The sequence below is a fragment of the Streptomyces sp. NPDC001744 genome (genome assembly GCF_042892575.1).
Classification (GTDB): domain Bacteria; phylum Actinomycetota; class Actinomycetes; order Streptomycetales; family Streptomycetaceae; genus Streptomyces.
This window is the reverse complement of the sequence record NZ_JBIAUG010000003.1, coordinates 134,433-160,745: the sequence shown is the minus strand read 5'-3', so window position 1 is coordinate 160,745 and position 26,313 is coordinate 134,433. Positions and strand designations below refer to the sequence as shown.

General features: G+C 74.3%; 23 protein-coding genes. 9 read left to right on the top strand and 14 right to left on the bottom strand.

What is annotated here, in order from left to right; all coding sequences use genetic code 11:
• Positions 1-11: 11 nt before the first annotated feature.
• Positions 12-2,390, bottom strand: coding sequence for a penicillin acylase family protein (locus tag ACFYZY_RS05155; RefSeq protein WP_388689632.1), 2,379 nt, complete (start codon positions 2,388-2,390; stop codon positions 12-14).
• 144 nt (positions 2,391-2,534) lie between these two features.
• Here ACFYZY_RS05155 and ACFYZY_RS05150 point away from each other — a divergent pair, with 144 nt between their 5' ends.
• On the top strand, positions 2,535-4,052 hold the full coding sequence (locus ACFYZY_RS05150; protein WP_388689631.1) for a fatty acyl-CoA synthetase: 1,518 nt from the start codon (positions 2,535-2,537) through the stop codon (positions 4,050-4,052).
• A 394-nt stretch (positions 4,053-4,446) separates the two neighbouring features.
• Here ACFYZY_RS05150 and ACFYZY_RS05145 read toward each other — a convergent pair whose 3' ends face one another.
• Genes ACFYZY_RS05145 through ACFYZY_RS05130 form a run of 4 tightly spaced genes read right to left on the bottom strand, consistent with a single transcriptional unit; the run spans position 4,447 to position 6,872 of the window.
• A complete protein-coding gene (locus ACFYZY_RS05145; RefSeq protein WP_388689629.1) occupies positions 4,447-4,953 on the bottom strand; it encodes a GNAT family N-acetyltransferase in 507 nt (168 codons plus the stop codon).
• Positions 4,950-5,366 (bottom strand): arsenate reductase ArsC, encoded by a 417-nt coding sequence (locus ACFYZY_RS05140; protein WP_388689628.1) that lies wholly within the window; start codon positions 5,364-5,366, stop codon positions 4,950-4,952. Before ACFYZY_RS05140 ends, ACFYZY_RS05145 begins: the two co-directional genes overlap by 4 nt.
• A complete protein-coding gene (gene arsB / locus ACFYZY_RS05135) occupies positions 5,359-6,471 on the bottom strand; it encodes an ACR3 family arsenite efflux transporter (protein WP_388689626.1) in 1,113 nt (370 codons plus the stop codon). Before arsB ends, ACFYZY_RS05140 begins: the two co-directional genes overlap by 8 nt.
• Positions 6,468-6,872 (bottom strand): ArsR/SmtB family transcription factor, encoded by a 405-nt coding sequence (locus ACFYZY_RS05130; RefSeq protein WP_388689625.1) that lies wholly within the window; start codon positions 6,870-6,872, stop codon positions 6,468-6,470. Before ACFYZY_RS05130 ends, arsB begins: the two co-directional genes overlap by 4 nt.
• An 80-nt stretch (positions 6,873-6,952) precedes the next feature.
• On the opposite strand from ACFYZY_RS05130, the gene ACFYZY_RS05125 reads away from it, so the two are divergent.
• Positions 6,953-7,429: an ArsI/CadI family heavy metal resistance metalloenzyme gene (locus tag ACFYZY_RS05125; RefSeq protein WP_388689623.1), complete on the top strand. Its 477-nt coding sequence runs from the start codon at positions 6,953-6,955 to the stop codon at positions 7,427-7,429.
• A 637-nt stretch (positions 7,430-8,066) separates the two neighbouring features.
• Here the strand turns inward: ACFYZY_RS05125 and ACFYZY_RS05120 are convergent.
• Positions 8,067-8,522, bottom strand: coding sequence for a MarR family winged helix-turn-helix transcriptional regulator (locus tag ACFYZY_RS05120; RefSeq protein WP_388689621.1), 456 nt, complete (start codon positions 8,520-8,522; stop codon positions 8,067-8,069).
• Positions 8,523-8,585: 63 nt separating this feature from the next.
• Here ACFYZY_RS05120 and ACFYZY_RS05115 point away from each other — a divergent pair, with 63 nt between their 5' ends.
• Positions 8,586-9,419, top strand: a complete 834-nt coding sequence (locus tag ACFYZY_RS05115; protein WP_388689619.1) for an alpha/beta fold hydrolase — start codon at positions 8,586-8,588, stop codon at positions 9,417-9,419.
• A 12-nt stretch (positions 9,420-9,431) separates the two neighbouring features.
• Here ACFYZY_RS05115 and paaK read toward each other — a convergent pair whose 3' ends face one another.
• Positions 9,432-10,763: a phenylacetate--CoA ligase PaaK gene (gene paaK / locus ACFYZY_RS05110; RefSeq protein ID WP_388689618.1), complete on the bottom strand. Its 1,332-nt coding sequence runs from the start codon at positions 10,761-10,763 to the stop codon at positions 9,432-9,434.
• 184 nt (positions 10,764-10,947) lie between these two features.
• On the opposite strand from paaK, the gene ACFYZY_RS05105 reads away from it, so the two are divergent.
• Positions 10,948-11,724 carry a GNAT family N-acetyltransferase gene (locus tag ACFYZY_RS05105; protein WP_388689616.1) on the top strand — a complete coding sequence of 259 codons (777 nt, stop codon included), beginning with the start codon at positions 10,948-10,950 and terminating at the stop codon, positions 11,722-11,724.
• A gap of 88 nt (positions 11,725-11,812) precedes the next feature.
• Here ACFYZY_RS05105 and ACFYZY_RS05100 read toward each other — a convergent pair whose 3' ends face one another.
• Together ACFYZY_RS05100 and ACFYZY_RS05095 are read right to left on the bottom strand one after the other, a co-directional pair.
• Positions 11,813-12,628, bottom strand: a complete 816-nt coding sequence (locus ACFYZY_RS05100) for a pentapeptide repeat-containing protein (protein WP_388689615.1) — start codon at positions 12,626-12,628, stop codon at positions 11,813-11,815.
• A gap of 151 nt (positions 12,629-12,779) precedes the next feature.
• On the bottom strand, positions 12,780-13,241 hold the full coding sequence (locus tag ACFYZY_RS05095; RefSeq protein ID WP_388689614.1) for an SRPBCC family protein: 462 nt from the start codon (positions 13,239-13,241) through the stop codon (positions 12,780-12,782).
• Between the two features lie 176 nt (positions 13,242-13,417).
• Here ACFYZY_RS05095 and ACFYZY_RS05090 point away from each other — a divergent pair, with 176 nt between their 5' ends.
• Together ACFYZY_RS05090 and ACFYZY_RS05085 are read left to right on the top strand one after the other, a co-directional pair.
• The gene (locus tag ACFYZY_RS05090; protein WP_156695963.1) at positions 13,418-13,918 is read left to right on the top strand and encodes a hypothetical protein; all 501 of its coding nucleotides are present in this window, start codon (positions 13,418-13,420) and stop codon (positions 13,916-13,918) included.
• A 17-nt stretch (positions 13,919-13,935) separates the two neighbouring features.
• Positions 13,936-14,301 carry an RNA-binding S4 domain-containing protein gene (locus ACFYZY_RS05085; protein WP_388689612.1) on the top strand — a complete coding sequence of 122 codons (366 nt, stop codon included), beginning with the start codon at positions 13,936-13,938 and terminating at the stop codon, positions 14,299-14,301.
• An 87-nt stretch (positions 14,302-14,388) separates the two neighbouring features.
• On the opposite strand, the gene ACFYZY_RS05080 is transcribed toward ACFYZY_RS05085, so the two are convergent.
• The 3 genes from ACFYZY_RS05080 to ACFYZY_RS05070 all read right to left on the bottom strand — a co-directional run bounded on the left by ACFYZY_RS05080 (position 14,389) and on the right by ACFYZY_RS05070 (position 20,146).
• The gene (locus ACFYZY_RS05080; protein ID WP_388689611.1) at positions 14,389-16,584 is read right to left on the bottom strand and encodes a germacradienol/geosmin synthase; all 2,196 of its coding nucleotides are present in this window, start codon (positions 16,582-16,584) and stop codon (positions 14,389-14,391) included.
• 159 nt (positions 16,585-16,743) lie between these two features.
• A complete protein-coding gene (locus ACFYZY_RS05075; protein WP_388689610.1) occupies positions 16,744-18,711 on the bottom strand; it encodes an N-acetylmuramoyl-L-alanine amidase in 1,968 nt (655 codons plus the stop codon).
• 307 nt (positions 18,712-19,018) lie between these two features.
• Positions 19,019-20,146, bottom strand: a complete 1,128-nt coding sequence (locus ACFYZY_RS05070; RefSeq protein WP_388689608.1) for an aminoglycoside phosphotransferase family protein — start codon at positions 20,144-20,146, stop codon at positions 19,019-19,021.
• A gap of 231 nt (positions 20,147-20,377) precedes the next feature.
• Here ACFYZY_RS05070 and ACFYZY_RS05065 point away from each other — a divergent pair, with 231 nt between their 5' ends.
• The gene (locus ACFYZY_RS05065) at positions 20,378-21,871 is read left to right on the top strand and encodes a hypothetical protein (RefSeq protein WP_388689607.1); all 1,494 of its coding nucleotides are present in this window, start codon (positions 20,378-20,380) and stop codon (positions 21,869-21,871) included.
• 118 nt (positions 21,872-21,989) lie between these two features.
• Here the strand turns inward: ACFYZY_RS05065 and ACFYZY_RS05060 are convergent, their stop codons facing one another.
• Complete coding sequence (locus ACFYZY_RS05060; RefSeq protein ID WP_388689605.1) at positions 21,990-23,480, bottom strand: PP2C family protein-serine/threonine phosphatase; 1,491 nt, start codon at positions 23,478-23,480, stop codon at positions 21,990-21,992.
• Between the two features lie 483 nt (positions 23,481-23,963).
• Here ACFYZY_RS05060 and ACFYZY_RS05055 point away from each other — a divergent pair, with 483 nt between their 5' ends.
• A complete protein-coding gene (locus tag ACFYZY_RS05055) occupies positions 23,964-24,503 on the top strand; it encodes a GNAT family N-acetyltransferase (protein WP_388689603.1) in 540 nt (179 codons plus the stop codon).
• A gap of 336 nt (positions 24,504-24,839) precedes the next feature.
• The gene (locus tag ACFYZY_RS05050; protein WP_388689601.1) at positions 24,840-25,808 is read left to right on the top strand and encodes a carbohydrate kinase; all 969 of its coding nucleotides are present in this window, start codon (positions 24,840-24,842) and stop codon (positions 25,806-25,808) included.
• On the opposite strand, the gene ACFYZY_RS05045 is transcribed toward ACFYZY_RS05050, so the two are convergent.
• Positions 25,799-26,167, bottom strand: coding sequence for a hypothetical protein (locus ACFYZY_RS05045; RefSeq protein ID WP_388689600.1), 369 nt, complete (start codon positions 26,165-26,167; stop codon positions 25,799-25,801). The two genes, ACFYZY_RS05050 and ACFYZY_RS05045, sit on opposite strands and share 10 nt — an antisense overlap.
• Positions 26,168-26,313 lie beyond the last annotated feature (146 nt).

Below are 26,313 nucleotides of genomic sequence, written 5' to 3'. Positions count from 1 at the left end.
GCCGTCGCGGCTCAGTCCCCGACGACCACGACCCGCAGCGCCGGTGAGCGCAGGATGTCCTTCTCGCAGAACCGGGAGGTCACCCAGCGCTCACCGGCGTACAGCCGCGTCTGGTCGCCGGAGTGCGGCGACGCCGGGTTCGACGACTGGGAGTACGACAGCAGGGTGTGGGCCACCGGGCAGCGGCTTCCGTCCCAGCCCACCGCCTGCACGTGGCTGGTCCCGTGCGCGACCTCCGTGTAGCCGCCGCCGGCCGCGTCCCACACGGGCTCGATCTTGTTCCAGACGCCCAGCGACTCGGTCCCGCCGCCGACCGGTATCCGCTCCCCGTTCCGCGTCACGGACTGGTGGGCCCCGAGCGGCGCGTCCAGCGGGATGCCGGCCGCCCGCAGCTCCGCCACCGCGTCCGCGAGCGCCTTCGCGAAGCCCGGCGCGGCCGTGTTCAGGGCACGGGGGGTACGGACCGGGTCGGCCGCCGAGAACGGCACCAGCCACTGCTGCGCCGCCGGCACCGCCCGGAGGAACTTCCGCCAGAACCGGTCGAAGAGCAGCGCGCCCCGGCTGTCCGTGTCCATCGTCCGGTCCCAGGCCGCGAGCGCCCGGCACGCCCCGGGATCGCCCGGCAGCGCCGCCGGACAGGCCCGCGCCACGTCGGCCGCCGTCAGGTCACCGGCCGGGACCCGGTTGGCGAACTGCTGCCGCCGGAGGTCGGCCACCGTGAGCCGCCCCCGGTCCGCCATCGCCGCCACGTCCTCGATCCCGCCCCGGGTGCGCAGCGAGCGCTGCGTCGCGACCGTCCCGAAGATCCGCTCGTAACCGGTCAGCGGCCGGTCGGCGTTGGTCAGCCAGGCGCTGTCGTTGGAGTTCTCCGCGTACGGCGCGTCCCGGAGCACCGGCATCCGTGACGGACCGAAGACACCGGGCTGCACCGCGTCGGGGTCGGAGCCGAGCGCGCAGTCCGACCGGGACCCGTCCAGGACCGCGACGCCCGAGGCCGGGTAGGTGGCCAGGCCGAGCGGGGTGGAGCAGCGCCGCGCCAGCTCGTCGGTGATCCGGGGGAGCACCTGGGACTGGCTGAAGAAGGAGTGCCCCTGCGCGTCCGCCGCGACCGTGTTCACCCAGGGCAGCCCCTGGGTGCGCCGCAGGGTGTCGGCGACGTCCCGGGTGGAGCGGGCCCTCCCGAAGCCCAGCGCGGTGTCGGTGCCGCGCAGGTTGGCCGCGTTGGGGTCGTTGAGCGCGTACGCCGAGGCCGTGGTCCAGGGGAGCGGGAGCTGGGCGCCGAGACCGCCGACGACGGGGCCGTACCGGGTCCACCACTGGGTACGGGTGGCGGGCGCGCCGTCCTTGACCGCCACGGTCACCGGGCGCGGGACCATCCGTTCCGGCACGCCGTCCACCAGGTAGGACGTCGGGTCGCCGGGCACGAGCTCCAGTTGGTGCAGGTTGAACGGCACGCCGGTGGCGACGGTGTGACTCCAGGCGACCCGGTCGTTGAAGCCTATGCTGACGGCCGGGATGCCGACGAGCGAGGCGCCCGAGACGTTCAGCTCGCCCGGGATGGTCTGCTGCGACTGCCAGAAGCGGCGGCCGCCCTGCCAGGGGTAGTGCGGGTTCCCCAGGAGCAGTCCGCGCCCGTTCGCCGTCGTGGCTCCCGAGAAGGCCACGGCGTTGGAGCCCATGGTGGCGTTCCCGGTGTCGAACAGCTCCCGGGCCGCCTCGGCGGCCCGGCCGGGGTCGGGGACGTCACGGGAGGCGCCCGCGGGCGGCCGGACGTCGGTGATGCCGTCGACGGCCCGGCCCTGACCGGCGAGCACGGAGACGGCGAACCCGCGCCGGGCCACGTCGAGCGGGGTCACCGGCCGGACCCAGTCGGCCCGCGCGCAGGCCGGGTCCGTGATCCGGTTCTTCCGCAGCCAGGCGTTGTAACCGGCCGCCCAGCCGCGCATGAGCTCCTCGGCGTCACGGCTCGGACCGGCCGGCTCGGGGGTCCGGAGCAGCCGCTCGACGGTCCCGGCGTCCTTCACCCCGCGGAAGTACAGGTCGCTGGAGAGGTTCGTGGTCGCGGAGGAGAGCGAACCGTCCGGGGCGGCGTCCGGGCCGAAGTACCGGGAACGCTCGCCGTTCACCGTCAGGAAGCCGTCCGCGAGCGTGCAGACCTGGTCGGCGGCCTGGGCCCAGCCCGTGCCGAAGCCGAGGTCCGCGTAGTCCTTCGCCACGATGTGCGGAATGCCGTACTCGGTGTACCGGACGACGGCCGAGAACCCCCGGTCGGACGGGTGCCGGTCCCGGTCCCCGGGACCGGCGACGGCGGCGGCGGGCAGCGAGGCGGTGACGACGGCCAGGGCCGCGCCGGCGAGCGCCAGGCGCTTCAGGCGGGTACGGAGGAGCAAGGTGCCTCCCGGCAGAGGGCGGAGCACTGCGGACCGGACCATGCACGCAGCCGGCCACCCCCTTGTCAACACCCCGCGCGCGGCCGACCGCCGCCCGCCGCGCGGTACTTGACCTCCCGTCCGGCGCGCACCGAGGATCACGCCATGGAACGACTTCCCGGCCGCACCGTCGACGGCCTCCTGCGCGCGAGCGCCCGGCGCGTCCCCGACCGGACCGCCCTCCGGTACGCCGACCGGAGCTGGACGTACGCGGAGCTGGACGCGGCCGTCTCCACCGCCGCCGCCTTCCTGCGGGAACCCCACCACGGCATCGGGCTGCCGGAACACGCCCGGGTCGCCACCTACGGCCACAACTCGGACGCCTACCTCGTCGCGTTCCTGGCGTGCGCCCGGGCCGGCCTGGTCCACGTGCCGGTCAACCACCACCTGACCGGCGACGACCTCGCGTACGTCCTGGAGCAGTCGGACAGCTCGCTCGTCCTCGCCGACCCCGCCCTCGCGGACCGGATCCCGGACGGCTTCCCCGTCAGGGCGCTGCGGGACGCGCCCGGTTCGCTGCTCGACGCGCTCGCCGAACCGGAGCCGTACGACACCGACCGGGACCCCCGCGACCTCGTCCAGCTGCTCTACACCTCGGGCACCACCGCCCTGCCCAAGGGCGCGATGATGACCCACCTCGCCCTGGCCCACGCGTACGCGAGCGCCGTCGAGGCCCTCGACCTGCACGAGGACGACCGGCCCGTGCACGCCCTGCCGCTCTACCACTCGGCGCAGACGCACGTCTTCCTGCTGCCCTACCTCGCCGTCGGCGCCGAGAACGTCCTCGTGGACGGCCCCGACCCCGCCGTCCTGTTCGACCTGATCGAGACGGGCCGCGCCGACAGCCTGTTCGCCCCGCCGACGGTCTGGATCGGCCTCGCCAACCATCCGGAGTTCGCCGCCCGCGACCTCTCCGCGCTCCGCAAGGCGTACTACGGGGCCTCGATCATGCCCGTGCCCGTCCTGGAGGGGCTGCGCGCCCGGCTGCCGGGGCTGCGGTTCTACAACTGCTTCGGCCAGTCCGAGATCGGCCCGCTCGCCACCGTCCTCGGCCCCGACGAGCACGAGGGCCGGATGGACTCCTGCGGCCGCCCGGTCCGGCACGTCGAGGCACGGATCGTGGACGAGAACGGCGACGACGTCCCCGACGGCACCCCCGGCGAGATCGTCTACCGCTCGGCGCAGCTGTGCGAGGGCTACTGGAACAAGCCCGAGGAGACCGGGGCGGCCTTCAGGAACGGCTGGTTCCACTCGGGCGACCTCGCGGTCCGCGACGCCGAGGGCTACTACACGATCGTCGACCGGGTGAAGGACGTCATCAACTCCGGCGGCGTCCTGGTCGCCTCCCGCCAGGTCGAGGACGCCCTCTACACCCACCCCGGAGTCGCCGAGGCGGCCGTGATCGGCCTCCCCGACGAACGCTGGATCGAGGCGGTCACGGCCGTGGTCGTCCCGCGCGGCGACGTCACCGAGGCCGAACTCCTCGCCCACGCGCGCGAGAAGCTCCCCTCCTTCAAGGCCCCCAAACGCGTCCACTTCCTCCCCGAACTGCCCCGCAACGCGAGCGGCAAGATCCTCAAGCGCGAACTGAGGGACCGTTTCGCGCGGCCCGGCGCGCACTGATCACGAGCGGCGCCGGCGACCGGGTCCCGGCCGCCGGCGAATCCCCCCCCGTACGGGTCTTCCGTGTCCGGGTGCGAGTGGTCGAGGTACGGGAAATCCCGGTGGGATTGATCTTGCTGGGCTTCCCCTGCCGGTCGCCGCGCCGATCACCGACCCGAGGCCGATCACCACGGAGTCGAACGCGCCGAGGTGCCGCTTCGGTTCTCCCGGTCCGGCCGGTGGGGCCGACGTGTTCATGTCCTGCCTTCTCGACAACGCGTGCCGGTATCGGCGCACGGTGTCCGGGCCCGGCATCGGGCAGGTGAACGAAGTCGCCGTGCGTGACAGCGATCACGGTGCGCCACTCGCGGAAACGGTCATTCTTGAGAGTGGTCGTCGGTGCCGGCCGTCACGCTCAGTTCACGCTCGGGCTGCGGCGCTCGACGAGGACGACGTCGCGCCATGCGCCGTGGTGGCGGCCGATGCGTTCGCGGGTACCGATGACGCGGAATCCGGCGCGCTGGTGCAGGGCGAGGCTGGCGGTGTTCTCCGGGAAGATGCCGGACTGCACCGTCCAGATGCCGGCGGCGTCGGTGGAGGCGAGCAGCGCCTCCAGCAGCGCGAGGCCGGTCCCTCGGCCGCGGGCGTCGGGGTGGACGTAGACGGAGTGCTCGACGACGCCGGCGTACGCGCACCGGTCGGAGACCGGCACCACGGCGGCCCAGCCCAGCACCCGGTCGCCGTCGAGGGCGACCAGGCGGTGGTCGGGCAGCTTGGCGGCATCGAACGCCTGCCAGGTCGGGGCGGTGGTCTCGAAGGTGGCGTTGCCCTCGTTGATGCCCAGCCGGTAGATCGCCAGGACCTGCTCGGCGTGCTCCGGCCGCAGTGGTGCGATGCGCACGCCGGTCTCGGTGGCCGTCACGCCGCGGGCTCGATGCCGAGTTCGGCGAGCAGGCCGCGGATGCGTCGCTCGATCTCGTCGCGGATCGGCCGGACGGCCGTGACGCCCTGTCCGGCCGGATCGTCGAGCTGCCAGTCCAGGTACCGCTTGCCGGGGAAGTAGGGGCAGGCGTCGCCGCAGCCCATGGTGATCACGACGTCGGATGCCTGCACCGCCTCGGTGGTGAGGATTTTCGGGGCCTCGGCCGAGATGTCGATGCCCGACTCCCGCATCGCCTCGACCACGGCCGGGTTCACCGTGCTCGCGGGGGCGGACCCGGCGGATCGGACCTGGACCCGGTCCGCGCCGAGGTGGGTGAGGAAGGCGGCGGCCATCTGGGAGCGGCCTGCGTTGTGGACGCACACGAACAGCACGGACGGCTTGGTCTCAGACACGGGCGGAACCTTCCGGAGAGACGACCGGCCCGGCCGCCGGGACGGTCTGGGGGAAGAAGCGTCGGGCGGCGAGGGCGACGTAGACGAGGCCGATGAGGACGGGGACCTCGATGAGGGGGCCGACGACTCCGGCCAGGGCCTGGCCCGAGGTGGCGCCGAAGGTGGCGATGGCGACGGCGATGGCCAGCTCGAAGTTGTTGCCCGCGGCCGTGAACGCCAGCGTGGTGGCCTTCGGGTAGTCCAGTCCGACCGCGCGTCCGACGGCCATGGAACCGGCCCACATGAGGGCGAAGTACACCAGCAGCGGCAGCGCGATCCGGGCGACGTCGAGCGGCTGGGAGGTGATGGCGTCGCCCTGAAGGGCGAACAGCACCACGATCGTGAACAGCAGTCCGTACAGGGCGAACGGGCCGATGCGGGGAATCAGCTTCGTCTCGTACCAGGTGCGGCCCTTGGCCTTCTCGCCCAGGCGGCGGGTGAGGAACCCGGCCAGCAGCGGGACGCCGAGGAAGATCAGAACGCTGCGGGCGATCTCCCAGACGGACACGGTGAGCGCGGTCTGCTCCAGGCCGAGCCGGCCGGGGAGCACGGAGAGGTAGAACCAGCCGAGCCCGGCGAACGCGAGGACCTGGAAGACGGAGTTCAACGCGACCAGGACGGCGGCGGCCTCGCGGTCGCCGCGGGCGAGGTCGTTCCAGATGATGACCATCGCGATGCAGCGGGCGAGGCCGACGACGATCAGGCCCGTGCGGTACTCGGGCAGGTCCGGCAGGAAGATCCACGCCAGGGCGAACATCAGGGCCGGGCCGAGAAGCCAGTTCAGCACCAGGGACGGGATCAGCAGGCGCTGGTCGCGGGTGACGGTCCCCAGGCGGTCGTAGCGGACCTTGGCGAGTACCGGGTACATCATCACGAGCAGGCCGAGCGCGATCGGCAGCGAGACGCCGGTGACGGTGACCTTCGCGAGGGCGTTCCCGAGGCCGGGTACGAGGCGGCCCAGGCCGAGACCGGCCGCCATCGCGATCAGAATCCACACGGCGAGGAAGCGGTCCAGGAACGACAGCCGCCCGGCGACCGGCCCCGCGGCCGCGGCTTGCGCCCTCATGACGCTGCTCCGGCCGCCGGCGCGGTCCCGGCCGTGATCTGTCCGGCGGGCCGGGTGAGAATCGCCGCGAGACGGTCGGTCATCTGCGGCAGCAGCCGGTAGTACACCCACGTCCCGCGCCGCTCGGAGTCGATGAGACCGGCCTGCTTCAGCAGTTTGAGGTGGTGGGAGATCGTCGGCTGGGACACTTCGAAGGCCGGGGTGAGGTCGCAGACGCAGACCTCCCCGCCCGCACGGGAGGCGATCATCGACAGCAGACGCAGCCGGACCGGGTCACCCAGGGCCTTGAACACCTTCGCCAGCGTCTCGGCCTGGTCCTCGTCCAGCGGGGCGGTCAGCAGGGCGGGGCAGCAGCCTTCGACGCCGTCCTGCCCGAGCGGCGCGAGCTCTTGTTTCGACATGCTTCTATGTTGACGTTTTTCGATTCATGACGCAAGGTTGTATCGACAGGCATCGATACAACCGATCCGGGGAGACCGTCATGTCCCGCGTCCAGCTCGCGCTCAACGTCGCCGACCTCGAAGCGTCAGTGACCTTCTACTCCAAGCTCTTCGGCGTCGAACCCGCCAAGCGTCGCCCCGGCTACGCCAATTTCGTGATCGCGGCCCCGCCGCTCAAGCTCGTCCTCATCGAGGGCGAGCCGGGCCGGGAAACCCGGCTGGACCACCTCGGCGTCGAGGTGGAGACCACCGACGAGGTCACCGCCGCCACCGACCGCCTCAAGGAGGCGGGACTCGCCACGTTCGAGGAGAACGACACCTCCTGCTGCTACGCCCTCCAGGACAAGGTCTGGGTGCACGGCCCCGGCAAGGAACCGTGGGAGGTCTACGTCGTCAAGGCCGACGCCGACCGGCTCGGCAAGAGCCCCGCACCCGCCGGCGGGGACGCCTGCTGCTCCGGCCAGGAGCCGAGCACCGAGGCCGTCCCGGTGGCTTCGGGCTGCGCCTGCGGCAGCTGAGCGCCGCCGCTCACCCTTCTTCCGGCTCGTCTTCCCGCGCGGCTTCCGGGTCGCGCAGGGGGCGCGGCCCCTGGCCGGGGCTTGAACAGGTAGCGGCCCGGGAAGTCGATGTGCCGGTCCTTGAGCGGGGAGGCGGGCGGCGTCCTCGTCCTTGATGTCGTGGTCCCCGGCGCGCAGCTGTGCGACGGCGGCGTCGAGGCAGCGGGTGTTCCACAGGACGACGGCGTCGTCGACCGCCTGCGCCTCCAGTCGGCGCACCACCGCCGTCGGCAAGGCCGTGCGCCGCGCCTGCGGCGCACGCTCGATCGTCTGCGGGATTTCCGCTACGCCGATCACTCGTACCCGGTGTCCCCCCGGGCGGGGGACCGGCGGAGGGGCCGGGGCGGGGTTTGGAAAGATCCGGCCGGTTTTGGCAGGCTGGCACGGTGGACGAGGTGCGCGAACTGCACCGGCGTTTCCACCGGCCCGCGACTCCGGACGACGGCCCGCACACCTCCTGATCACCCCCGGCGGCCCGCGCGGGGCCGCCGGGGAGGGGCGCGCGAGCCCGCCGGGGAGGGACGCGCGAGCCCGCCGCACCGCCGTCCGGGCGGTCCGCGCCGTCCCGCCCGGACCCAGGATTCCGGGACCCGGCCCGTCAGGCGGAACGCGCCCGGCCGGTGGAGTCGAGCACCGAGGCCAGGAAGCGGCGCACGGTCTCCAGCTCCTCCGGTTCGAAGTCCGCCGCGGCCGTCACCACCTCTCCGATGACCGGCCCGAAGAAGGCCCACCCCAGCTCCACGGCCTTCTCCTCCACCCGGAGGAGGACGCGCCGCCGGTCCGTCGTGTCCCGGTCGCGCCGCACGAGTCCGAGCCGTTCCAGCCGGTCCACCAGGGCGGTGGTCCCGGCGGAGTTCAGCCGCAGCCGCTCGCCGAGCCACCCGGGCGTGGCCCGGACGCCGTCCCGCGCCGCGTCCAGCAGATGGATCAGCGCCCGCACGTCGGTGGGGTGCAGCCCCTCGCGCGCGGCGAACTCGGCGCCCAGCAGGTCGAACTCCACGGTGACCGCCCGCAGCAGGTGCACCAGCCGCATCGCCGGATTTCCGTCGTCCATCCGCGCTCCTCCGTATCCCTCGCCTAATATCTCGCTGAACGAGATTATCGCCCGGCGAGAGGAATGCCCATGTCCCCGTCCGCCTTCGACCTCGCCTACGGCGACCTCCGCGCCCGCTGGCCCGGGACCACCGAGGAACGGGACGTCGCCACCCCGTACGGGCCCACCCGGGTCCACAGCCACGGCCCGGCGGACGCTCCTCCGCTGGTGCTGCTGCCCGGCGGCTCCGCCACCGGACTGGTCTGGTTCGCCAACGCGCGCGCCCTGGGCGAGCGGTACCGGATACACGCGGTCGACCTCCTGGGCGACGCCGGGCGCACCGAGCGCCGGGGCCGGCCCCTGAAGGGCGCCGACGACCTGACGGCCTGGCTCGACGCGCTCCTGGACGGACTCGCCCTCTCCCGCACCCACCTGTGCGGCCACTCGTACGGCGCCTGGCTCGCCACCCGGTACGCGCTGCGCGCCCCGGAGCGGGTCGACCGCCTCGCCCTCGTCGACCCCACCCAGGTCTTCGCCGGCTTCCGCCCCGGCTACCTGCTGCGCGCGCTGCCCCACCTGGTCCGTCCGAACGAGGCCCGCGCCCGCGCCTTCCTGGCCTGGGAGACGGCGGGCACCCGTCCGGACGGGGCCTGGCAGCGCCTCTACGCGCTGGCCGCCACCGTCCCCGGCCGCAAACTCGTCGCCGGAGGCCGGCCCCGGGCCGCCGACCTGGGCATGCCGGTCCTGGTCGTGCTGGCGGAACGCAGCCGCGCCCACGACGCCGCCGCGGTCGCCGACCGGGTCCGCCGCGCGCTCCCGCGGGCCGAGGTGGCCCTGCTCCCCGGGGCCACCCACCACTCCCTGCCGCTCACCGAACCGGAGGCGCTCGACGAACGGCTGATCGCCTTCCTGGGCTGACGGCGCGGGCCGTCACGGCCGCGCGGGCTCCCCCGGCCCCCGGGGAAGCCCCCGGCCCGGCTCCCGCAGGTCCACGGTCCTCCTGATCTTGCCCACCGACCGCTCCAGCGTCCCGGGATCGACCACCTCGACCTCCACCGAGACCCCGATCCCCTCCTTGACCGCCGCCGCGACGGTCCGGGCCGCCTCCGCCCGCTCCCCGCCCGTCGCGTCCGCCCGGGCCTCGACCCGTACGGTCAGGGCGTCGAGCCTGCCCTCCCGGGTCAGTCGGAGCTGGAAGTGCGGGGCCACGGCCGGGACGCGGAGCACGATCTCCTCGATCTGGGTGGGGAAGAGGTTCACCCCGCGCAGGACGATCATGTCGTCGCTCCGCCCGGTGACCTTCTCCATCCGCCGGAACGCCCGCGCGGTCCCCGGCAGCAGCCGGGTCAGGTCCCGGGTCCGGTAGCGGACCACCGGCATGGCCTCCTTGGTGAGCGAGGTGAAGACCAGTTCCCCCTCCTCCCCGTCCGGCAGCACCCCGCCCGTGAAGGGGTCCACGACCTCCGGGTAGAAATGGTCCTCCCAGATGTGCAGGCCGTCCTTGGTCTCCACGCACTCCTGGGCCACGCCCGGACCCATGACCTCCGACAGGCCGTAGATGTCGACCGCGTCGATCGCGAACCGCTCCTCGATCTCCCCGCGCATCTCCTCCGTCCACGGCTCCGCCCCGAAGACGCCCACCTTCAGGGAGGTCGACCGGGGGTCCACGCCCTGCCGCTCGAACTCGTCGAGGAGCGTCAGCATGTACGAGGGGGTCACCATGATTACCTCGGGCCGGAGGTCCTGGATGAGCCGCACCTGCCGGGAGGTCATGCCGCCCGAGGCGGGGATCACCGTGCAGCCGAGGCGTTCCGCGCCGTAGTGGGCGCCGAGCCCGCCGGTGAACAGGCCGTACCCGTAGGCCACGTGCACCTTGTACCCGGGGCGCACCCCGGCGGCGCGCAGGGAGCGGGCCACCACGTCCGCCCAGACGTCCAGGTCGCCGTCGGTGTAACCGACGACGGTGGGGAGGCCGGTGGTGCCGCTGGAGGCGTGGATGCGCCGGATCCTCGACTCCTCCACGGCGAACATGCCGAAGGGGTAGTGGTCGCGCAGGTCCGACTTGGCGGTGAAGGGGAAGCGGGCGAGGTCCGCGAGCGTACGGCAGTCGTCCGGGGTGACCCCGGCCGCCTCGAAGGAGCGGCGGTAGAACTCCACGTTCCCGTACGCGTGGCGCAGGGTCGCGCGCAGCCGCTCCAGCTGGAGGACCGCCAGCTCCTCGCGCCCGAGCCGTTCGCCGCCGTCCAGCAGTTCCTCCGCCATGCGCCGCTCCTCCGCACTCCTCGTCCGGCCTACCGATCATTCGGTAGCTCCGCTCCGGGTCAGTAAAACCGGAGGGGCGGGGGGCTTGGCAAGGGGTCGCGCCGGAGGGACCGGGACCCGCCCGCCGCCCGGCCCCGTTTCAAATCGGTTGCCGCGCGCCCCCGGGAGTGTTGGAGTGGCCGCCATGGAACCCCGGCGACTCCGCGACCTGTACGACCTCCGGATGCGCCGCGAGGCCCGTCCCGACGGGCCCGGCTGCCGCGTCGAGCGCGTCGGGGACGTCGTCCGCCAGACCGGCCCCGCCCACGCGTGGAACGGCGTCCTCTGGTCCGGCCTCGACGCCTCCGCCGCCGACGCCGCCGTCACCGCGCAGATCGACCACTACCGGGCCGCCGGTCTGTCCTTCGAGTGGAAGCTGTACGCGCACGACACCCCCGCCGACCTCGGCGGCCGGCTCCGCGCGGCGGGCTTCACCGCCGGGGCCGCCGAGACCCTGATGGTCGCCGAGGCCGCCGCCCTGCCCCGGGAGGTCCCCCTGCCCGAGGGCGTGGAACTCCGCGCCGTCACCGAGGAGACGGGGGTGCGCCAGGTGGTCGAGGTCCACGAGCGCGCCTTCGGCGCCGACAGCGCCGACCTCGGCCGCCGGCTCCTGGACCGGCTCGCGGCCGATCCCGGTACCGTCCCCGCCGTCGTCGCCCTCGCGGACGGCGAACCGGTCGGCGCGGCCCGCCTCGAACTCTTCCCCGGCACCGACTTCGCCGGCCTCTGGGGCGGCGGCATCGTCGAGGAGTGGCGCGGGCGGGGCCTCTACCGCGCCCTCGTCTCCCACCGCGCCCGCGTCGCCGCCGCCCACGGTCACCGCTACGTCCAGGTCGACGCGGCGGACACCAGCCGCCCGATCCTGCGGCGCCTCGGTTTCCTGCCGCTGACCACCACGACGCCGTACACGTACGAGATCTGAGCGCCGGGCGACCGGCCCGCCCCTGGGCTCCCGCGCCGGGCGACCGGCCCGCCCCCGGGCTCCCGCGCCGGGCGGCCCGTCCCGCTCCTCAGGCGCTCCAGTGGGCGGGGCGCTCGAAGCCCTCCGGGAGGCGGGTGGCGGCGTCGCCCCGGGCCGCGTTCAGCTGGGGCTGGGTGAGGAAGAGGGCGCCCGTGAGGTCCGCGCCCGACAGGTCGGCGTCCCGCAGGTCGGCGCCGATCAGATCGGCGAGCGACAGGTCCGCCCCCGTCAGGTCGGCGGCGATGAGCAGCGCCCCGCGCAGGTCCGCGCCCCGCAGCTTCGCCCCGCGCAGCCGCTTGCCGATCAGGTCCGCCCCGCGCCGGCTCTTCGGCCGGCCGCCGGCCGTGGCGCGGACCAGCTCGCTCGTCCTGAGCAGCAGCGGATTCACCTCGGCCCGTACGGCGTTCACGTCCAGCTCCTCCAGCGCGTCCGGCGTCCCCTGCGCGAGCGCCTCCACCCGGGCGAGCGCCGCCCGCGCCTCCGCGTGGACGGGCCGGGCGGCGCGCAGCGCCAGGGCCTCGGTGAGATAGCGCAGCAGCTCGTGGAGCCCGCGCACCACCGGGAACACCCCGTACATCTGGCGGGCCGTCTCCGGGGCCTCCCGCCAGGACACGCCACCGAAGGTCACCAGGGACACCCGCTGACCCGCGCCGAAGCAGTCGTACACCGTACAGCCCTGGAAACCGCTCGGCCGCAGCCGGGCGTGGATGCCGCAGCGGAAGTCCTCCCGCAGGTTCCGGCAGGGCTCGCCGGAGGACTTGTCCACGGCGAAGTCCGCCGATCTGGCGAAGGGCAGTGCCACGCAGCACAGTCCGAAGCAGTTCGCGCAGTCGCCGCGCAGCGCGGATTCCTGGATGTCGGGCACGGTGGAACGGTTCCTTCGCGGTTCGGAGGCGGTTCGCGGACGGGCTCCCGGACGGTCCGGGCGTTCCGTACGCGGGCCGCCACCGTATCGCGCCCGGTTCCGTGCCCCCGGCGGAATTCTTCGCCGGGATCACGTGCCCGGCCGGCGGGCCCTACCCGTGGGCGGACGAACCGGGCGCCTCCGTCCGCGCGGCCGCCGCCTCGTGCTCGGCCATCCTCTGGAACTCGCCCAGGTCGTAGTTGGCCAGTGTCGAGTCCAGGTTCGTCAGGGCGCCCAGGTGCTCGACGAAGCCCTTCGGCTCGTACTCGATCTGGAGCGTCACCCGGCTCTCCGTGTCGCTGAGCCGGTGGAAGGTGACCACGCCCGCGTGGTGGACCCCCTCGGTGGTCCGCCAGGCGATGCGCTCCTCCGGGACCACCTCGGTCAGCTCGGCCACGAAGTCCTTGTCGGCGCCCGGCAGGGCCACCTTCCAGGCGAACGTCGTCGCGTCGACGCGGTCGACCCGCTCGACGTGGCTGAGGAAGGAGGGCCAGCGTTCGACGTTCGCCCAGAGGGACCAGCTCACCGCCACGGGTGCCTTGATGTCGACCGCTTCGAGCAATGAGGACGCCATGGGTGTCTTCTCCTTCGGTGTGCGACGGCACGGGTCCCTCCGTCCGTACCCCCGGAACCGTTTTCCACCGCCCCGGACCGGCCCCCGATCGCAGCCGCCGGCCGGTGTCCCGGACGGCCGCCGGCCGGCCCCGCCCGGCGCGTAGCGCCACGCCCGCGGGCACGTACCATGGCCGTATGTCCTTCCTCCGCCGCCGCAGCGCCGCCACACCCGCGGGCCCGGACTTCGACGTCCTGGCCATGGACCCGGGGGACTGGCCCGGCAATCTCGGCGCCGGTCTGCTGCCCGCGCCCGACGGCTCCTGCCAGGGAGTGTTCCTCCGGTACGACCTGTTCGGCGGCCGCGGCCCCGCGATGATCATCGGCAACCTGCCGGAGGGCTCCCCGGCGCGCGAGCTCGCGGAGGGCCAGATCCCCTTCGAGGTGGCGCAGCTCCTCGCCGCCCTGGAGAACGACGAGCCGGTCGAGGTGGTGGAGACCGAGGACGTCCCGGTCATGCAGGGCGACAACCTCCTCATCGTGCGCCGCCTCAAGCTCTCCGAGAGCCGCATCTCCTGCGTCCAGTTCGACCGCAGCGACAACGTCCTGGTGACGATCGCCAGTTGGGACCGGCCGATCACCGACGACCTGTACGCGCTGCTCAAGCCGCTGCCCGCCGAACTCTTCCAGCAGGGCTGACCGGGGGAGCGGGGCCGATGAGCGCGCGCGTCGACAGCTGGATCTGGGCGGTCCGCCTGACCAAGACCCGCTCCCAGGCCGCGGCGGCCTGCCGGGCCGGGCACGTCAAGGTCAACGGCGAACGGGTCAAGCCCGCCCAGCCGGTGAAGCCCGGTGACGAGGTCCGGCTCTTCCACGGCGGCCGGGAGCGGATCGTCGAGGTCAAGGTGCTGCACACCAAGCGGATCGGCCCGCCGGTCGCGGCCGAGGCGTACGTCGACAACAGCCCGCCCCCGCCGCCGCGCGAGCACGTCGCGATCGCCGCCGTCCGCGACCGGGGCGCGGGCCGCCCCACCAAGCGCGAGCGCCGCGAACTCGACGAACTGCGCGGCCGCAGGCCCTGAGACGCCACCGGCCCCGCCCCGCCGGGCGGGAACCGGGAGTCTTCACGGGGAGGGCCCCGGGAGAGATCCCGGGGCCCTCCCCGTCCGTCAGCGGGGCACGGGACCGAGCAGCTCCGCCACCCGCGCGGCCGAGGTGCCCAGCCCCTTCGGGCCGTTCCGCAGCAGCGTCGTCCCGGCGCCCGAACGCACGTCCTCGGCCCGGTAACGCCGCACTCGCCGGTGCCAGTTGAGGATGCCCGCGAGCCAGTCCTCCAGCTCCCGCAGATACGCCTCGAAGGCCGCCCTGCCCTCCTCGCCGAGTCCGAAGTCCTCGTAGAGCAGCGGCACCTCGTGCTTCTTGACGTGCTCGTACTGGCGCAGCCGGCCCCGCATCAGGTCGTCCACCATGGCGACCGCCGTCGGGTAGTCGCAGTCGAAGAACTTCTGGAGCACCAGGACGCCGTTGTGCACCTCCCCCTCGACCTCGATCTCCTTCTGGTAGGAGAAGAGGTCGTTGAGGAGCGTCGCGTAGTCCATCACCGACCGTTCCAGGGCGCGCACCGTGCCCGTCCGGTAGAGCGCGGGCGGCAGCGCGTCGGTGTGCCGCAGCCGGCAGAGCAGGGTGGTCAGCTCCGAACCGAAGGTGGAGCGCCGCATCTCGATGTAGTCGACCGGGTCGGGCACCCGGTGCTGCGCCTGGTTGTGCAGCTCCCACAGCCAGCTGTCCAGCATGACGTCGAGCGCGTACCGCAGCTGTCCGCGCGCCTCCGGCGTCATCGGGCCGGCCGTCCGCGCCCAGAGGTCGGCCAGCGAGCGCTCCATCGGGTTGACGGCGAGCGCCGCCCCCAGGGCCGGGTCCTCCAGCGGCAGGCACGCCTTGAACCGCTCGGTCTGCTCCTTCGCGCCGGCCAGGTCGCGCGGTCGGCCGAAGACCATCGGGTAGTAGTCGTCCCCGTACGTCCCCCAGGTGAGCCACTCGGAGCTGAGCTCCAGCTCCTCCGGGGTGGCGTCGGGGTCGAGCCCCGCCGCGCAGAGCGCCAGGTCGAAGCCGTCCATCAGCGGGCGGTCCCAGATGTCGTCCAGGAGCCCCATCCGCTCGGCCCAGTCCTCCGAGCGCCGCTTCGCCTCCCGGTGGTGCGGGCTGAGGGTCAACGGGTACGGCAGGTCGAACTCCGGCAGCAGCGAGGGCCCCACGTACGGGGGCGGCACATGGGTGAGGGACCGCAGCCGGGAGGCCGCCGGCCGCCCGAAGAGGTTCCGCACGTCCAGGGCGGAGGTGCCGATGATCCCGTCCAGGTGCGAAGCCCCGCCGACCATGCCGTCGTTCATGTACCGGCTGGAGCGCATGTGCCACTCGTGGCCGCCGGACTGCCAGTCCTGGAGGCCCTTCGTGTACGCGGCGACGGCCGCGCACTCCTCCGGCGAGAGGCCCTTCTCGACGGCGAGCGGCGGCACTTCGGTGAGGGCCGTGTTCTCGAACTGCTGGAGCCGCGAGGTCAGCAGGTCGTTGACGGCGTTCGCCGCCTCCTGCGTCGTACAGCCGAGGAACCGCTCCAGGACCAGGACGCCGTTGCTGTTCTCCCCCTCCTCCTCCACCTCGCGCTGGTACGAGAAGAGGTCGTTGCGCAGGTGCACGGCGTCCGAGAAGGTGTCCCGCAGCACGCACAGCGGCCGGGAGCGCGCCACCCGGTCCGGGACCTCCGCCCCCGCCGCGTACTCGACGAGCCCCGCCGACCAGGGCGCCCCGCCCACCTTGCGGCGCATCTCGATGTACTCGACGGGGTTGGCGACGCGTCCCTCGTTGATGTTGTCGAGTTCCCACAGCGACTCGTACAGCAGGTGCTCCGTCGCCTCCGCGAACCGCGTCCGCCAGCCGCCGGACATCGAGGGCACGGTCCGCAGCCACAGGTCCGCGAGCCCGGCCTCGACCGGATTGGTCGGCTCGGGCAGGGCGGCCGGGTCCGCCGGCATGAACATCGGCAGCCGGTCCAGGTACGCCTTGCCGCCCGCCCGGTCCCGGGTGCGCTTGAAGGTCTCCAGGAAGTGGTCGTCGAAGAAGAAGACCCAGGTGTACCAGTCGGTGACGAGGTTGAGCGCGTCCTCGTCGCAGTCGGGGTGGGTGTAGGCGCAGAGCAGCGCGTAGTCGTGGGCCCGGAGGTCGCGTTCCTCCCAGATCCCCGAGCCCTCCAGCATCCCCCTCTCCCTGGCCCAGTCGCACGTGTGCGTACGGGCGGCCTCGACATGGGGGTTGAGGCGTGCCGGATACGGAACGTAGAAATCCGGCATGACGAAGGGCTGTGGCATGTGCGGGGGTGCCTTCCGGTGCGCGAGGGGTCCGACCGGCCCAGCCTGGCGCCTCGCGCGTACGGCGCGCGCGATCTCCTGAATAGTCGTATGAACGCGGACGGGGTGGGGGCGGACCCGCTGTCCGCCCCCACCCCGCGACTTCCGGCCGCCTTCCCGCTAGATCCGGGAAACCCGCACGTCAGCCGCCTTCACGAAGGCGACCCGGTGGCCGAACTGGATCTCGTAGTACTCCTCCTGGCCCCGGACGACCCGGTGGCCGGAGGTATCGAACGTCGGAGCGAAGAAGTACTCCCCCGGAACGCGGTCGCCCACCACGTACCGCTGACCGGCGAGCAGCTTGTACGGCAGTGGCGAAACCGCCTGCACCGGCACGCCCGCCGGATAGGCCGCGGCCTCCGGATAGGCCCGCCCGTACACCGGCACCTCCGTGAGGCCGGGCCGGGGGGTGAGGACGAGCCCCCGCGCGTTCACCGCCGTCGGCCGGCCGGGCGGATTGTGGAACCACGCCTTCTGCCCGAGGTACCAGACCGCCGTCCAGTCGCCCCGGCGCTCCGCCACCGCGAAGCTCTGCCCCGTCGAGGCGCGCGCCCCCGTGTCGTTGACGCCGGTCGTGGAGTCCCCGCCGCCCGGCCGCAGCCCGACGTCCTTCACCAGGGGCGCCCCGGCGTCCGGCGCGGTGTGCAGCCGCACCGCCCCGCTGCCGTGCGGCGCGCACGCCTCCCCCGCCTTCGCACAGTCCGTGTAGACCGGCCGGTGGGCGTCGTAGTCGGGCCGGACCGTCACCACACCCGCGCGCGGACCCGCGCTCGGGACGACCGGACGGCCGAGCAGCCGGAAGTAGTGCGCCCAGTCCCAGTACGGGCCCGGGTCCGTGTGCATGCCCCGGATCGAGGAGGTCACCGTGCCCGGCACGTTGTCGTGGCCCAGGACGTGCTGCCGGTCCAGCGGGATGCCGTACCGGGCGGCGAGGTACCGCACGAGCCGCGCCGACGACCGGTACATGGCCTCCGTGTACCAGGAGTCCGGCGCGGTCAGGAACCCCTCGTGCTCCAGGCCCACCGACTTGGCGTTCACGAACCAGTTGCCCGCGTGCCAGCCGACGTCCTTGAGCGGCAGGTGCTGCGCGACGTGCCCGTCCGAGGAGCGCAGCGAGTACTGCCACGACACGTACGTCGGGTCCTGCACCAGCCCCAGGGTGACGTCCCACTCGGCCTCGGTGTCGTGGATCACGATGTAGTCGACCGACTGGGAGACGGGCCGGTCCGCCTTGTCGTGGTTGCCGTAGTCGCCGTCGCCGAACTCCTCGTACGGCGCGGGGACCCACTCGCAGGCCACCGTCCGGGGGCACTCCACCGGCCCGTCGGCGGGCGGGCGCAGGCCCAGGGCCCCCACCTGCTCCGTGGCGGGCGCGACGGACGGGTCGGGCCGGAGCGCCACCACCTGCCCGCTGTCCGTCGTCCGCTCCTCCCCGGTCCTGATCACGTCGAACACGTCGTCGGCGTACGTCGTCGCCGTCGCCGAGTCGTCCGCGCCGGAGTACCGCGCCACCGCCCCGTACCAGTCGGCCGGGTCCGCGCTCGCGGGCAGCCCGGCCTCCCGCTGCGCCGCGGCGAGCAGGGCCGCGCCGCCCTCGATGTTGGCGGCCGTCCCGGTGCGCAGCTCCTCGGCCGGGATGCCGGACAGCGCGGACGCCCGCTCCAGGGTCCGCAGCCGCGCGGGCAGCCGGGAGGGGGAGGGCACCGGCGTCTCCGTGCGCGCCGGGCGCGAGGAGTCCCCGCGCGCGTCCTCCGTGCCGTCCGAGTGGTGCGGGGCGGCCCGCGTCAGGGCCGTCGCCGCGTCCGTCAGGTGCATCGGCCCGTACCCGCCGGTCACGCTCGGCGCGCCGGCGTGGCCGTCCCACCGCGACTGGAGGTACGAGACCGCGAGCAGCACGCTCTCGGGGACGCCGTGGCGCGCCGCCGCCCGCGCGAACTGCTCCTGGAGGGTGCCGGCCCGGGGGGCGTCGGCCCCGGCGGGCGGCGCGGCGGACAGCAGGGGAAGCAGCAGGGCGGCGGACGCCAGGGCACCCGCCGCCCTCGGGGCGCGGATCGGTGACGTACGTCTGCGGAACGCGGGACGGAGCAAGGCGGCCTCCAGGGGCGTGGGGTGACGCGGAGACGTGCGGGGCCGGACCCGTACAGGGGTATCGGCTCCCGGACGATCCGTCAATCACGCTCGCCCGCGAGGAAGTTCGCACGTCAGGGTGAGGGTGGAGGCCGGTCGGCGGAGTTTCGCGGAGACGGGCCCCGGGCCTGGGGCCCGTCACTGGAGTGGACCATTGGAGAGGGGACGGAGGGGTGGTGACGGGCGGAGGAACCGGCGCGCCGTGTCCCGGTGTGTCGGCACCGGGACACGGCGCACCGCCCCCGAGGGGGCCGGCCGGACCCGCCCTTCAGCGCGTCCCGACCGCCGCGCGCACGGCCCGCCGTGCCATGGCGCAGTCGTCGTGCAACCGCCTGAGCAGCAGCCGCTGTTCCTCGCCGGGCGCGAGCCTCCCCGAGGGCACCGGCACGGTTCCGGCCGGTGGGGCCTCCTTGATGGTGCGCTGCACCGCCGTCTCGTAGGTACGGATCTCCCGCGTCAGCACGATCATCAGGTTCACCAGGAAGGCGTCCCGGGAGGCCGTGCCCGCCCGCTGGGCGTGCTGACTGATCCGGCGCCGGACCAGGGGCGCGTCACCGAGCACCGCCCACAGGGTCGCCAGGTCGTACCCGGGCAGGTACCAGCCCGCGTGCTCCCAGTCGACGAGGACCGGCCCGGTCGGGGAGAGCAGGATGTTGGAGAGCAGGGCGTCGCCGTGGCAGAACTGCCCCACCTCCTGGCGGCCGCCCGTCTGCGCCAGGCCGTGCAGCAGCGCCTGCAGGTCGTCCCGGTCCCGGTCGGTGAAGAGGCCGAGTTCGTGGTAGCGGGCGATCCGGGTGCCGTAGTCCAGCGGGGCGTCGAAGGTGCCGGCCGGCGGCCGCCAGGCGTTGAGCCGGGTGACCGCGTCGAGCACGGCCCGCACGTCGGCGCGGGGCGGGGCCTCGGCGGGGTGACGCGAAAGGGCCGCCGCGCGTCCGGGCATCCGCTCGATCACCAGCGTGCAGTGCTCCGGGTCCGCGGCGATCAGCCGGGGCACGCGCACCGGCGGACGGTGCCGGACGAAGGTGCGGTAGGAAGCTATTTCGTGCCGGAACCGCTCGACCCAGGCCGGGGAGGGGTCCAGTAAACACTTGGCGACCGCCGTGGTCCGTCCGGTCGTCCCGACGATCAGCACGGAACGGCCGCTGCGCCGCAGCACCTGCACCGGCTTGAAGTCGGGGCAGATGCGGTGGACCGAGGCGATGGCCGTCTTCAGCCGTGCCCCCTGGGGGCCGGACAGGTCGATCCTCCCGCTGACCGGCTGGGTGCCGGTGCCACCGGTCCAGCGCCTCGGCCGGACGGCCTGGGGGGCGGGGACCAGGTACGGCCCGGCACCCGCCGGAACGACACGGGACTGCGGCCGGGGCGGAGCGGACACGGAGGACGATGCTGTGTACATGGGTGACAGATCCCTTCGTGTGCCGACGAGTTGCGTGCGTCGCCCCGCCCGCCCCCGGTCCGCACCCTGGGGAATGAGGTCCGGTCGACGGGACGGGGTGGCGCGTTCCTACCCGACACCCGGGCGCGGGTGGCGGAACATCGGGCGCACCCTGGCGAACCCTGGCGAATAGTCGCCACCCCCATGACAGGGGGTTACTGTCGATTCAGCCGAGAACCTGGGGGCTCAGACGTGACCGGAGAAACCAACACCCGCCTGGCGGACCTGTTCGGCCTGGCCGGCTGGTCCAAGGGCGAACTCGCGAGACTCGTCAACCGGCAGGCGGCGGCCATGGGCCACCCCCAGCTGGCGACCGACACCTCGCGGGTACGGCGGTGGATCGACCGGGGCGAGACCCCGCGCGATCCCGTCCCCCGGGTGCTGGCAGCACTGTTCACCGAGCGACTCGGCCGTGTCGTGACCATCGAGGACCTCGGGTTCGTACGACACGGGAGCGCCGGGAGACGGCAGGACGTCAGGAAGGCGGAGAACCCTGACCAGTTGCCCTGGCCACCCGACCGTACGGCGGCGGTCCTCACCGAATTCACGGGAATGGACCTCATGCTCAACCGACGCGGCCTGGTGGGCGCGGGTGCCGCGCTTGCCGCCGGCTCCGTACTCAGCAACGCCATGCACGACTGGCTGCAGACCGACCCCGCCCGACCGGGTGCGGCTCCGCGTGCCACCGATCCCCTCCACGCCGATCCCGCCGGGTTCGACCGCTACGAGGCAGCTCCCGTCGGGGCGGAGGAGATCGACGCCCTGGAGCACTCGGTGCAGGTCTTCCGCGCCTGGGACGCCTCCCGGGGCGGCGGCCTCCAGCGCAAGGCCGTGGTGGGCCAGCTCAACGAGGTGGGCGGCATGCTCGCCTACCGTCACGCCGACCACCTCCAGCGGCGCCTGTGGGGCGTCGCCGCCAACCTCGCCGTCCTCGCGGGCTGGATGTCCCACGACGTCGGTCTCGAACCCACGGCGCAGAAGTACTTCGTCATCGCGGCCCACGCGGCCCGCGAGAGCGGTGACCGGCCCCGGGCCGGAGAGGCGCTGTCCCGGGCCGCGCGCCAGATGGTGCACCTGGGCCGGCCCGACGAGGCCCTCGACCTGATGAAGCTCGCCAGGACGGGTTCGGGCGAAGGGCTGCTGCCCAGGACCCGGGCCATGTTCCACACCATCGAGGCGTGGGCGCAGGCGTCGATGGGCCGGGGGCAGGCCATGCGCCGCACCCTCGGCGAGGCGGAGGACCTGTTCGTGTCGGACCGGCGCGACGAGGCGACGCCGGACTGGATGCAGAACTTCGACGAGGCCGACCTGCACGGCATGGAGGCCCTCGCCTACCGCACCCTGGCCGAGCACGATCCGGCCGCCGCGATCCCCGCCCAGCGCCACGCCAAGCTGGCGCTCGAACTGCGGAGCAAGGGGCACGAGCGGTCGAAGCTCTTCGACCACATCTCCCTGGCCTCGGCCTGCTTCATCGCCGACGACCCGGAGCAGGCCGACCGGTACGCCCGGCTCGCCCTCACGTCCATGGGGGAGACCTCCTCCCACCGGACCTGGGACCGGCTGCGGGAGATGTACCGGCTCACCGGCCAGTACGCCGACTACGCCAGGACCGACGCCCTGCGCGAGGAGATCGAGACGGCTCTGTCCCGGTCGCCCTCCAACCGCCCGAGGACGGGGCGGGCCTGACCGCCCCCGCCCCGGAAGGGGCGGCGGAGGACGGGGCAGGGGGAGCGGCGGACGGGAAGGACGGAAGAAGGACCGCGGGAGGTCAGGACCGGCGCGTGCGCGCCCGGCCCGCACGGCTTCAGCCGCCGACCCGGACCACCATCACGCGGGCGTCGTCCTCGCGCGACTCCTCGCCGAACTCCTCGACCACCACGCGCACGCCCTCCTGCGCGTCCCGCGCCCCGGTGAGCCGGGGGCCGAGGGCGAGGAGCCGTCGTGTGCCCGTACCGTCGTCCGCGTCGTCGCGGGCCAGTCCGCCGGTGTGCAGGACGAGGAGGTCGCCCGGGAGCAGCAGGGTCTCGGCCTCGTCGTACACGACGCCGCCCGTCGCCCCGAGGAGGACGCCCTCGGGCCGCCGGAGGACGTGCCCCGTCCCGTCGCGGAAGAGCAGCGGGGCGGGGTGGCCGGCCTGCGCCCAGGTCAGGGTCCGGGCGACGGGGTCGTACCGGCAGCACAGCGCGCTGCCGAGCGCGGGCCGCGCGGAGGCGTCGAGGAGCCGGTTGAGGTGGCCCATCAGGGCGGCGGGGCGGATGCCGGCGACGGCCATGCCGCGCAGCGCGCCGAGGAGCATCGCCATCGAGGAGGTCGCGGCGACCCCGTGACCGGTCAGGTCTCCGACGGTCAGCAGGGCGTTCCCGTCCGGCAGGGCCAGCGCGTCGTACCAGTCGCCGCCGAGCAGTCCGGCGCGGGCGGCCGGAAGGTGGTGCGCGGCCACGTCGAGCGGGGCCGGGCCGTCGTGGGCGAAGCGGAGCGAGCCGCGCCACGGCGGGAGGACCGCCTCCTGGAGTTCGACGGCGATCCGGCGCTCGGCGCGTTCGGCGTGGCGGCTGCGCTCCAGGCCGTCCCGGCTCTCTCCGAGCGCCCTTTCGCTGCGCCGCAGTTCGCTGACGTCGCGCAGGACGGCCCACATGGAGGCGGTGCAGCCACCGGCGTCGAGGACGGGCTCACCGGTCATGTGCACGGTGCGCACCCGTCCGTCCGTGCGCACGATCCGGAACTCCCCGTCGATCGGCCTCCCGTCGATCAGACAGTCCGTCACCAGCGTCTGGAGGGCGGCCTGGTCCTCGGGGAGGACCATCGTGGGCATCTCGTCCAGGGACAACGGACCGTTCTCCCGGGTGCGGCCGAAGATCCGGTACAGCTCCTCGGACCAGCTGACCTCGTCGGTGAGCAGGTTCCACTCGGCGCTGCCGACCCGGGAGAGCAGGGAACCGGTGGGCGCCGGGGCCGTCCGGCCGTACGCGGAACCGGGAGCGGTCGTGAAGGCCGTGCCGGGGACGGTCCCGGTGTCGGTCCCGGCTCCTTCCCCGGGTTCCCTCCCGGGGGGGCCCTCCACCGGGACGCCCGCCCGTAACTGCCCCAGCTGGGCTCCCAAGTCGTCCAGTTGGTGCATCGCGAGGTCGCACAGGGCGCGCTGCCACCGCTGTCGGGGGTCGTCCTCGTCCGCCACGGCGTCCCGGCGGACGGCGTCGACCTCGCCGCGCAGGCGGTGGGTCTGCGAGATCAGCGCGTCCACCACGCCCGGCGCCGGCGGCTGGGCGGGGCGGTCCGCGAACAGAGGGGACGGCATGTCGTACTCCGATACAGGCGCGGCGCGGCCGGAGGGGAAGAGGCGGCCCGCGTACGACTGTGGCACAGGCCCGGACGGCTCGTAAGGGATTTGGCAACACTCGATCCGGTGGTGCTCCTGGCATATGCCAAAGGCGCGGCGATTATCGGCCGGAGCGTGGCGGGGCCTGGCGGGGAATGGCTCTTCCGGACGGAAAAGGCCCGGTGGGCGCGGGGGCGGCGGTCGGCGCCGGACGGGTGGGACAAGGCTCGACCCACCTGCGGACGCGTGTGCGAGAGGGGTTCCGGAGGGGACGGCGGGCCCCGCGACCGCGTCCGTCCCCGCCCCGGGGCCACCCTCGTTCCGACCCCGGGGCCACTCCGTTCCGGTTCCGCGACCGCGACCGCGACCGCGACCGCGACCGCGACCGTGACCGTGACCGTGTCCGCCCCGGCCCCCGGGACCCGGCCCGGCCGCCCGGACCGGGGCTGGGAGGATGGTTCGATGCCTCCTTCTCCGAGCTCGGCCCAGGACCCGGTCCCGGCGGCACGGCGACCGTTCCGCACCGATCGGCTGCTGCTGCGGCCCGTCCGCGGCGGTGACCTTCCGGCCGTGACGCGGCTGTGGACCGATCCGGACGTACGGCGCCACCTCGGAGGCCCCGTCACCGGACCCGTCATCCGCATCCGGCAGCGGCGGATCGTCGGGGCGCCCGGCTTCCACGCCGTGGTCCGTCCCGAGGACGGCGTCCTGCTGGGCCTGGTCACGGTGGCGGACGGCGGCCGGGGCGGGGAGACGGAGGTCTCGTACCAGTTCCTGCCCGAGCACTGGGGGCGCGGCTACGCGCGCGAGGCGGTCGGCGCGGCCGTCGCGCGGGCCCTGGAGCGCGTGCCGAGCGTGGTCGCGGTCACCCAGGAGGCGAACCACCGCTCCCGTCGCCTCCTGGAGGCCGTCGGGCTGCGGCACGCGGAGTCCTTCGTGGAGTGGGACGCCCACCAGGTGCTGTACCGGCGGCGGTCGGCGCCCGGGCCGGGCACGCCCTGAGCCGCACGCGTCGGCCCCGGAGCGGAGGCACCGGGGCCCCGGACGCCGGAGCGGTGCCCCTCCGGCTTCCTCCCGGATGCCGCAAGCCCCGACCGCCGGCCCCCTCCTCCGGGCCGTCGTCCGTCCGCCGTGCCGGGGCCCTTCCGTACGTACCCGCGCGCCCGGGCGGCGACGGCGGCCGGGAACCGGTCATGATGGGCCTCCGACGCGGAACCGGCGCGCGCCCGTCCGGCTCCTCCCCGGCGGGGACCGGACGGCCGCGCGGGACGCCCCGGCCGCCGGACACCCGTGCCCGGGACGCCCGCCCCGGGACCCCTACGTCAAGGAGCCCTGTCCATGTCCTTCCTGGTGATCGGCGAGTGCGTCGCCGACATCGTCCGGGCCCCGGCGGGTTCCGGCGCCGCCGACCGCGTCCATCCGGGCGGCAGCCCCGCCAACGTCGCGTACGGACTCGCCCGGCTCGGCCGGGACGTCACCCTGCTCACCCAGCTCGCCGACGACCCCGCCGGGCGCCTGATCGGCGACCGCCTGAAGGACGCGGGCGTACGGGTGGAGATCGGCGGCGCGCCCGCGCGCACCCCGACGGCGGTCGTCGGCCTTGACGCGCACGGCCGGCCCGCGTACGCCTTCGACATCGCCTGGACGCTGGAGACCGGGACACCGCCCGGCGGGACGCCCGCCCATGTGCACATCGGTTCGGTCGCCGCCGTCGTGGCCCCGGGCGCGGACACCGTCCTCGCCGAGGCCGAGCGGTTCCGCGACCGGGCCACGATCAGCTACGACCCCAACGTGCGGCCCGCCCTGATGGGGGAGCGCGACGGGGCCGTCGCCCGCGTCGAGCGCTGCGTCGCCCTCGCCGACCTGGTCAAGGCGAGCGACGAGGACCTGGCCTGGCTGTACCCGGAGGAGGACCCGGCCGCCGTCGCGGCCCGCTGGCTGACCCTCGGCCCGGCCGTCGTCCTGGTGACCCGCGGCGCGGCCGGTTCCCTCGCCCTCACCCGGCACCGCACGGTCGCCGCCGGGGCGCCCCCGGTCGCCGTCGTCGACACCGTCGGCGCGGGCGACTCGTTCATGTCCGCCGTCCTGGACACCCTGGCCGGACGGGACCGGGCGGCCCTCGGCGCCCTCTCCGCCGGGGAGCTGGAGGGACTGCTCGCGCGGGCCGGGGCGGCGGCGGCCGTGACCGTCTCCCGGGCCGGCGCCCAGCCGCCCGACCGGGCCGAACTGGACGCGGCCCGGGCGTCCGGCGCCGCCGTGTCCTCCCCGCCCGCGCTTCCCCTTCCCGGGGCGGGCGTTCAGCCGTAGGCGTCGGTCACGCAGTCGGTGGCGCACCGCCCGTGCTCGTACCGGCGCCGCAGCGCGGCCGCCGCGTGCCGGCGCTCCACCCCGGAGTGCCCGTAGTGCTCCTCGGCCGTCCGCACCACGGCCTCCACGGTGACGATCGCCGGTTCGCCCTCGCCGGCGGACCGGCGGGCCGTCGCGATCACCCGGTCCGCCGCCCGCTGCAGGTCCCGGGCGTACTCCCGCTGGGCGAAGCGACGCGCCCGCGAGGCGGCGAACGGACGCGCGGCCCGGCCCTTCCACGCCACCCCGGCCGCGATGAGCCCCAGACTGGGCAGCACGAGGAGGGCCGCCCCCGCCAGGGCACCGGCGTCCCACCCCATCCCCGTCCCCTTTCCGCGTGGACCCGCCGCTCCGCACGAGCCCCACGAGTCTAACGAGCGCGCCGCGACGGAGCCCCGCTCGGCGAGTCCCGGCGGCGGTTTGACCGGGTGCGCCGGAGCCGCTTCGATGGCGGTCGCCGCCGCGC

Bases quoted from the DNA above. Each gene is read 5' to 3' on its own strand.
- ACFYZY_RS05085 (WP_388689612.1), top strand. From the start codon at position 13,936: ATGAGCGCGCGCGTCGACAGCTGGATCTGGGCGGTCCGCCTGACCAAG.
- paaK (WP_388689618.1), bottom strand. From the start codon at position 10,763: ATGGCGGAGGAACTGCTGGACGGCGGCGAACGGCTCGGGCGCGAGGAG.
- arsB (WP_388689626.1), bottom strand. From the start codon at position 6,471: ATGAGGGCGCAAGCCGCGGCCGCGGGGCCGGTCGCCGGGCGGCTGTCG.
- ACFYZY_RS05125 (WP_388689623.1), top strand. From the start codon at position 6,953: ATGTCCCGCGTCCAGCTCGCGCTCAACGTCGCCGACCTCGAAGCGTCA.
- ACFYZY_RS05095 (WP_388689614.1), bottom strand. From the start codon at position 13,241: ATGGCGTCCTCATTGCTCGAAGCGGTCGACATCAAGGCACCCGTGGCG.
- ACFYZY_RS05080 (WP_388689611.1), bottom strand. From the start codon at position 16,584: ATGCCACAGCCCTTCGTCATGCCGGATTTCTACGTTCCGTATCCGGCA.
- ACFYZY_RS05115 (WP_388689619.1), top strand. From the start codon at position 8,586: ATGCCCATGTCCCCGTCCGCCTTCGACCTCGCCTACGGCGACCTCCGC.
- ACFYZY_RS05120 (WP_388689621.1), bottom strand. From the start codon at position 8,522: ATGGACGACGGAAATCCGGCGATGCGGCTGGTGCACCTGCTGCGGGCG.
- ACFYZY_RS05060 (WP_388689605.1), bottom strand. From the start codon at position 23,480: ATGCCGTCCCCTCTGTTCGCGGACCGCCCCGCCCAGCCGCCGGCGCCG.
- ACFYZY_RS05045 (WP_388689600.1), bottom strand. From the start codon at position 26,167: ATGGGGTGGGACGCCGGTGCCCTGGCGGGGGCGGCCCTCCTCGTGCTG.
- ACFYZY_RS05105 (WP_388689616.1), top strand. From the start codon at position 10,948: ATGGAACCCCGGCGACTCCGCGACCTGTACGACCTCCGGATGCGCCGC.
- ACFYZY_RS05055 (WP_388689603.1), top strand. From the start codon at position 23,964: ATGCCTCCTTCTCCGAGCTCGGCCCAGGACCCGGTCCCGGCGGCACGG.
- ACFYZY_RS05070 (WP_388689608.1), bottom strand. From the start codon at position 20,146: ATGTACACAGCATCGTCCTCCGTGTCCGCTCCGCCCCGGCCGCAGTCC.
- ACFYZY_RS05150 (WP_388689631.1), top strand. From the start codon at position 2,535: ATGGAACGACTTCCCGGCCGCACCGTCGACGGCCTCCTGCGCGCGAGC.
- ACFYZY_RS05130 (WP_388689625.1), bottom strand. From the start codon at position 6,872: ATGTCGAAACAAGAGCTCGCGCCGCTCGGGCAGGACGGCGTCGAAGGC.
- ACFYZY_RS05050 (WP_388689601.1), top strand. From the start codon at position 24,840: ATGTCCTTCCTGGTGATCGGCGAGTGCGTCGCCGACATCGTCCGGGCC.
- ACFYZY_RS05090 (WP_156695963.1), top strand. From the start codon at position 13,418: ATGTCCTTCCTCCGCCGCCGCAGCGCCGCCACACCCGCGGGCCCGGAC.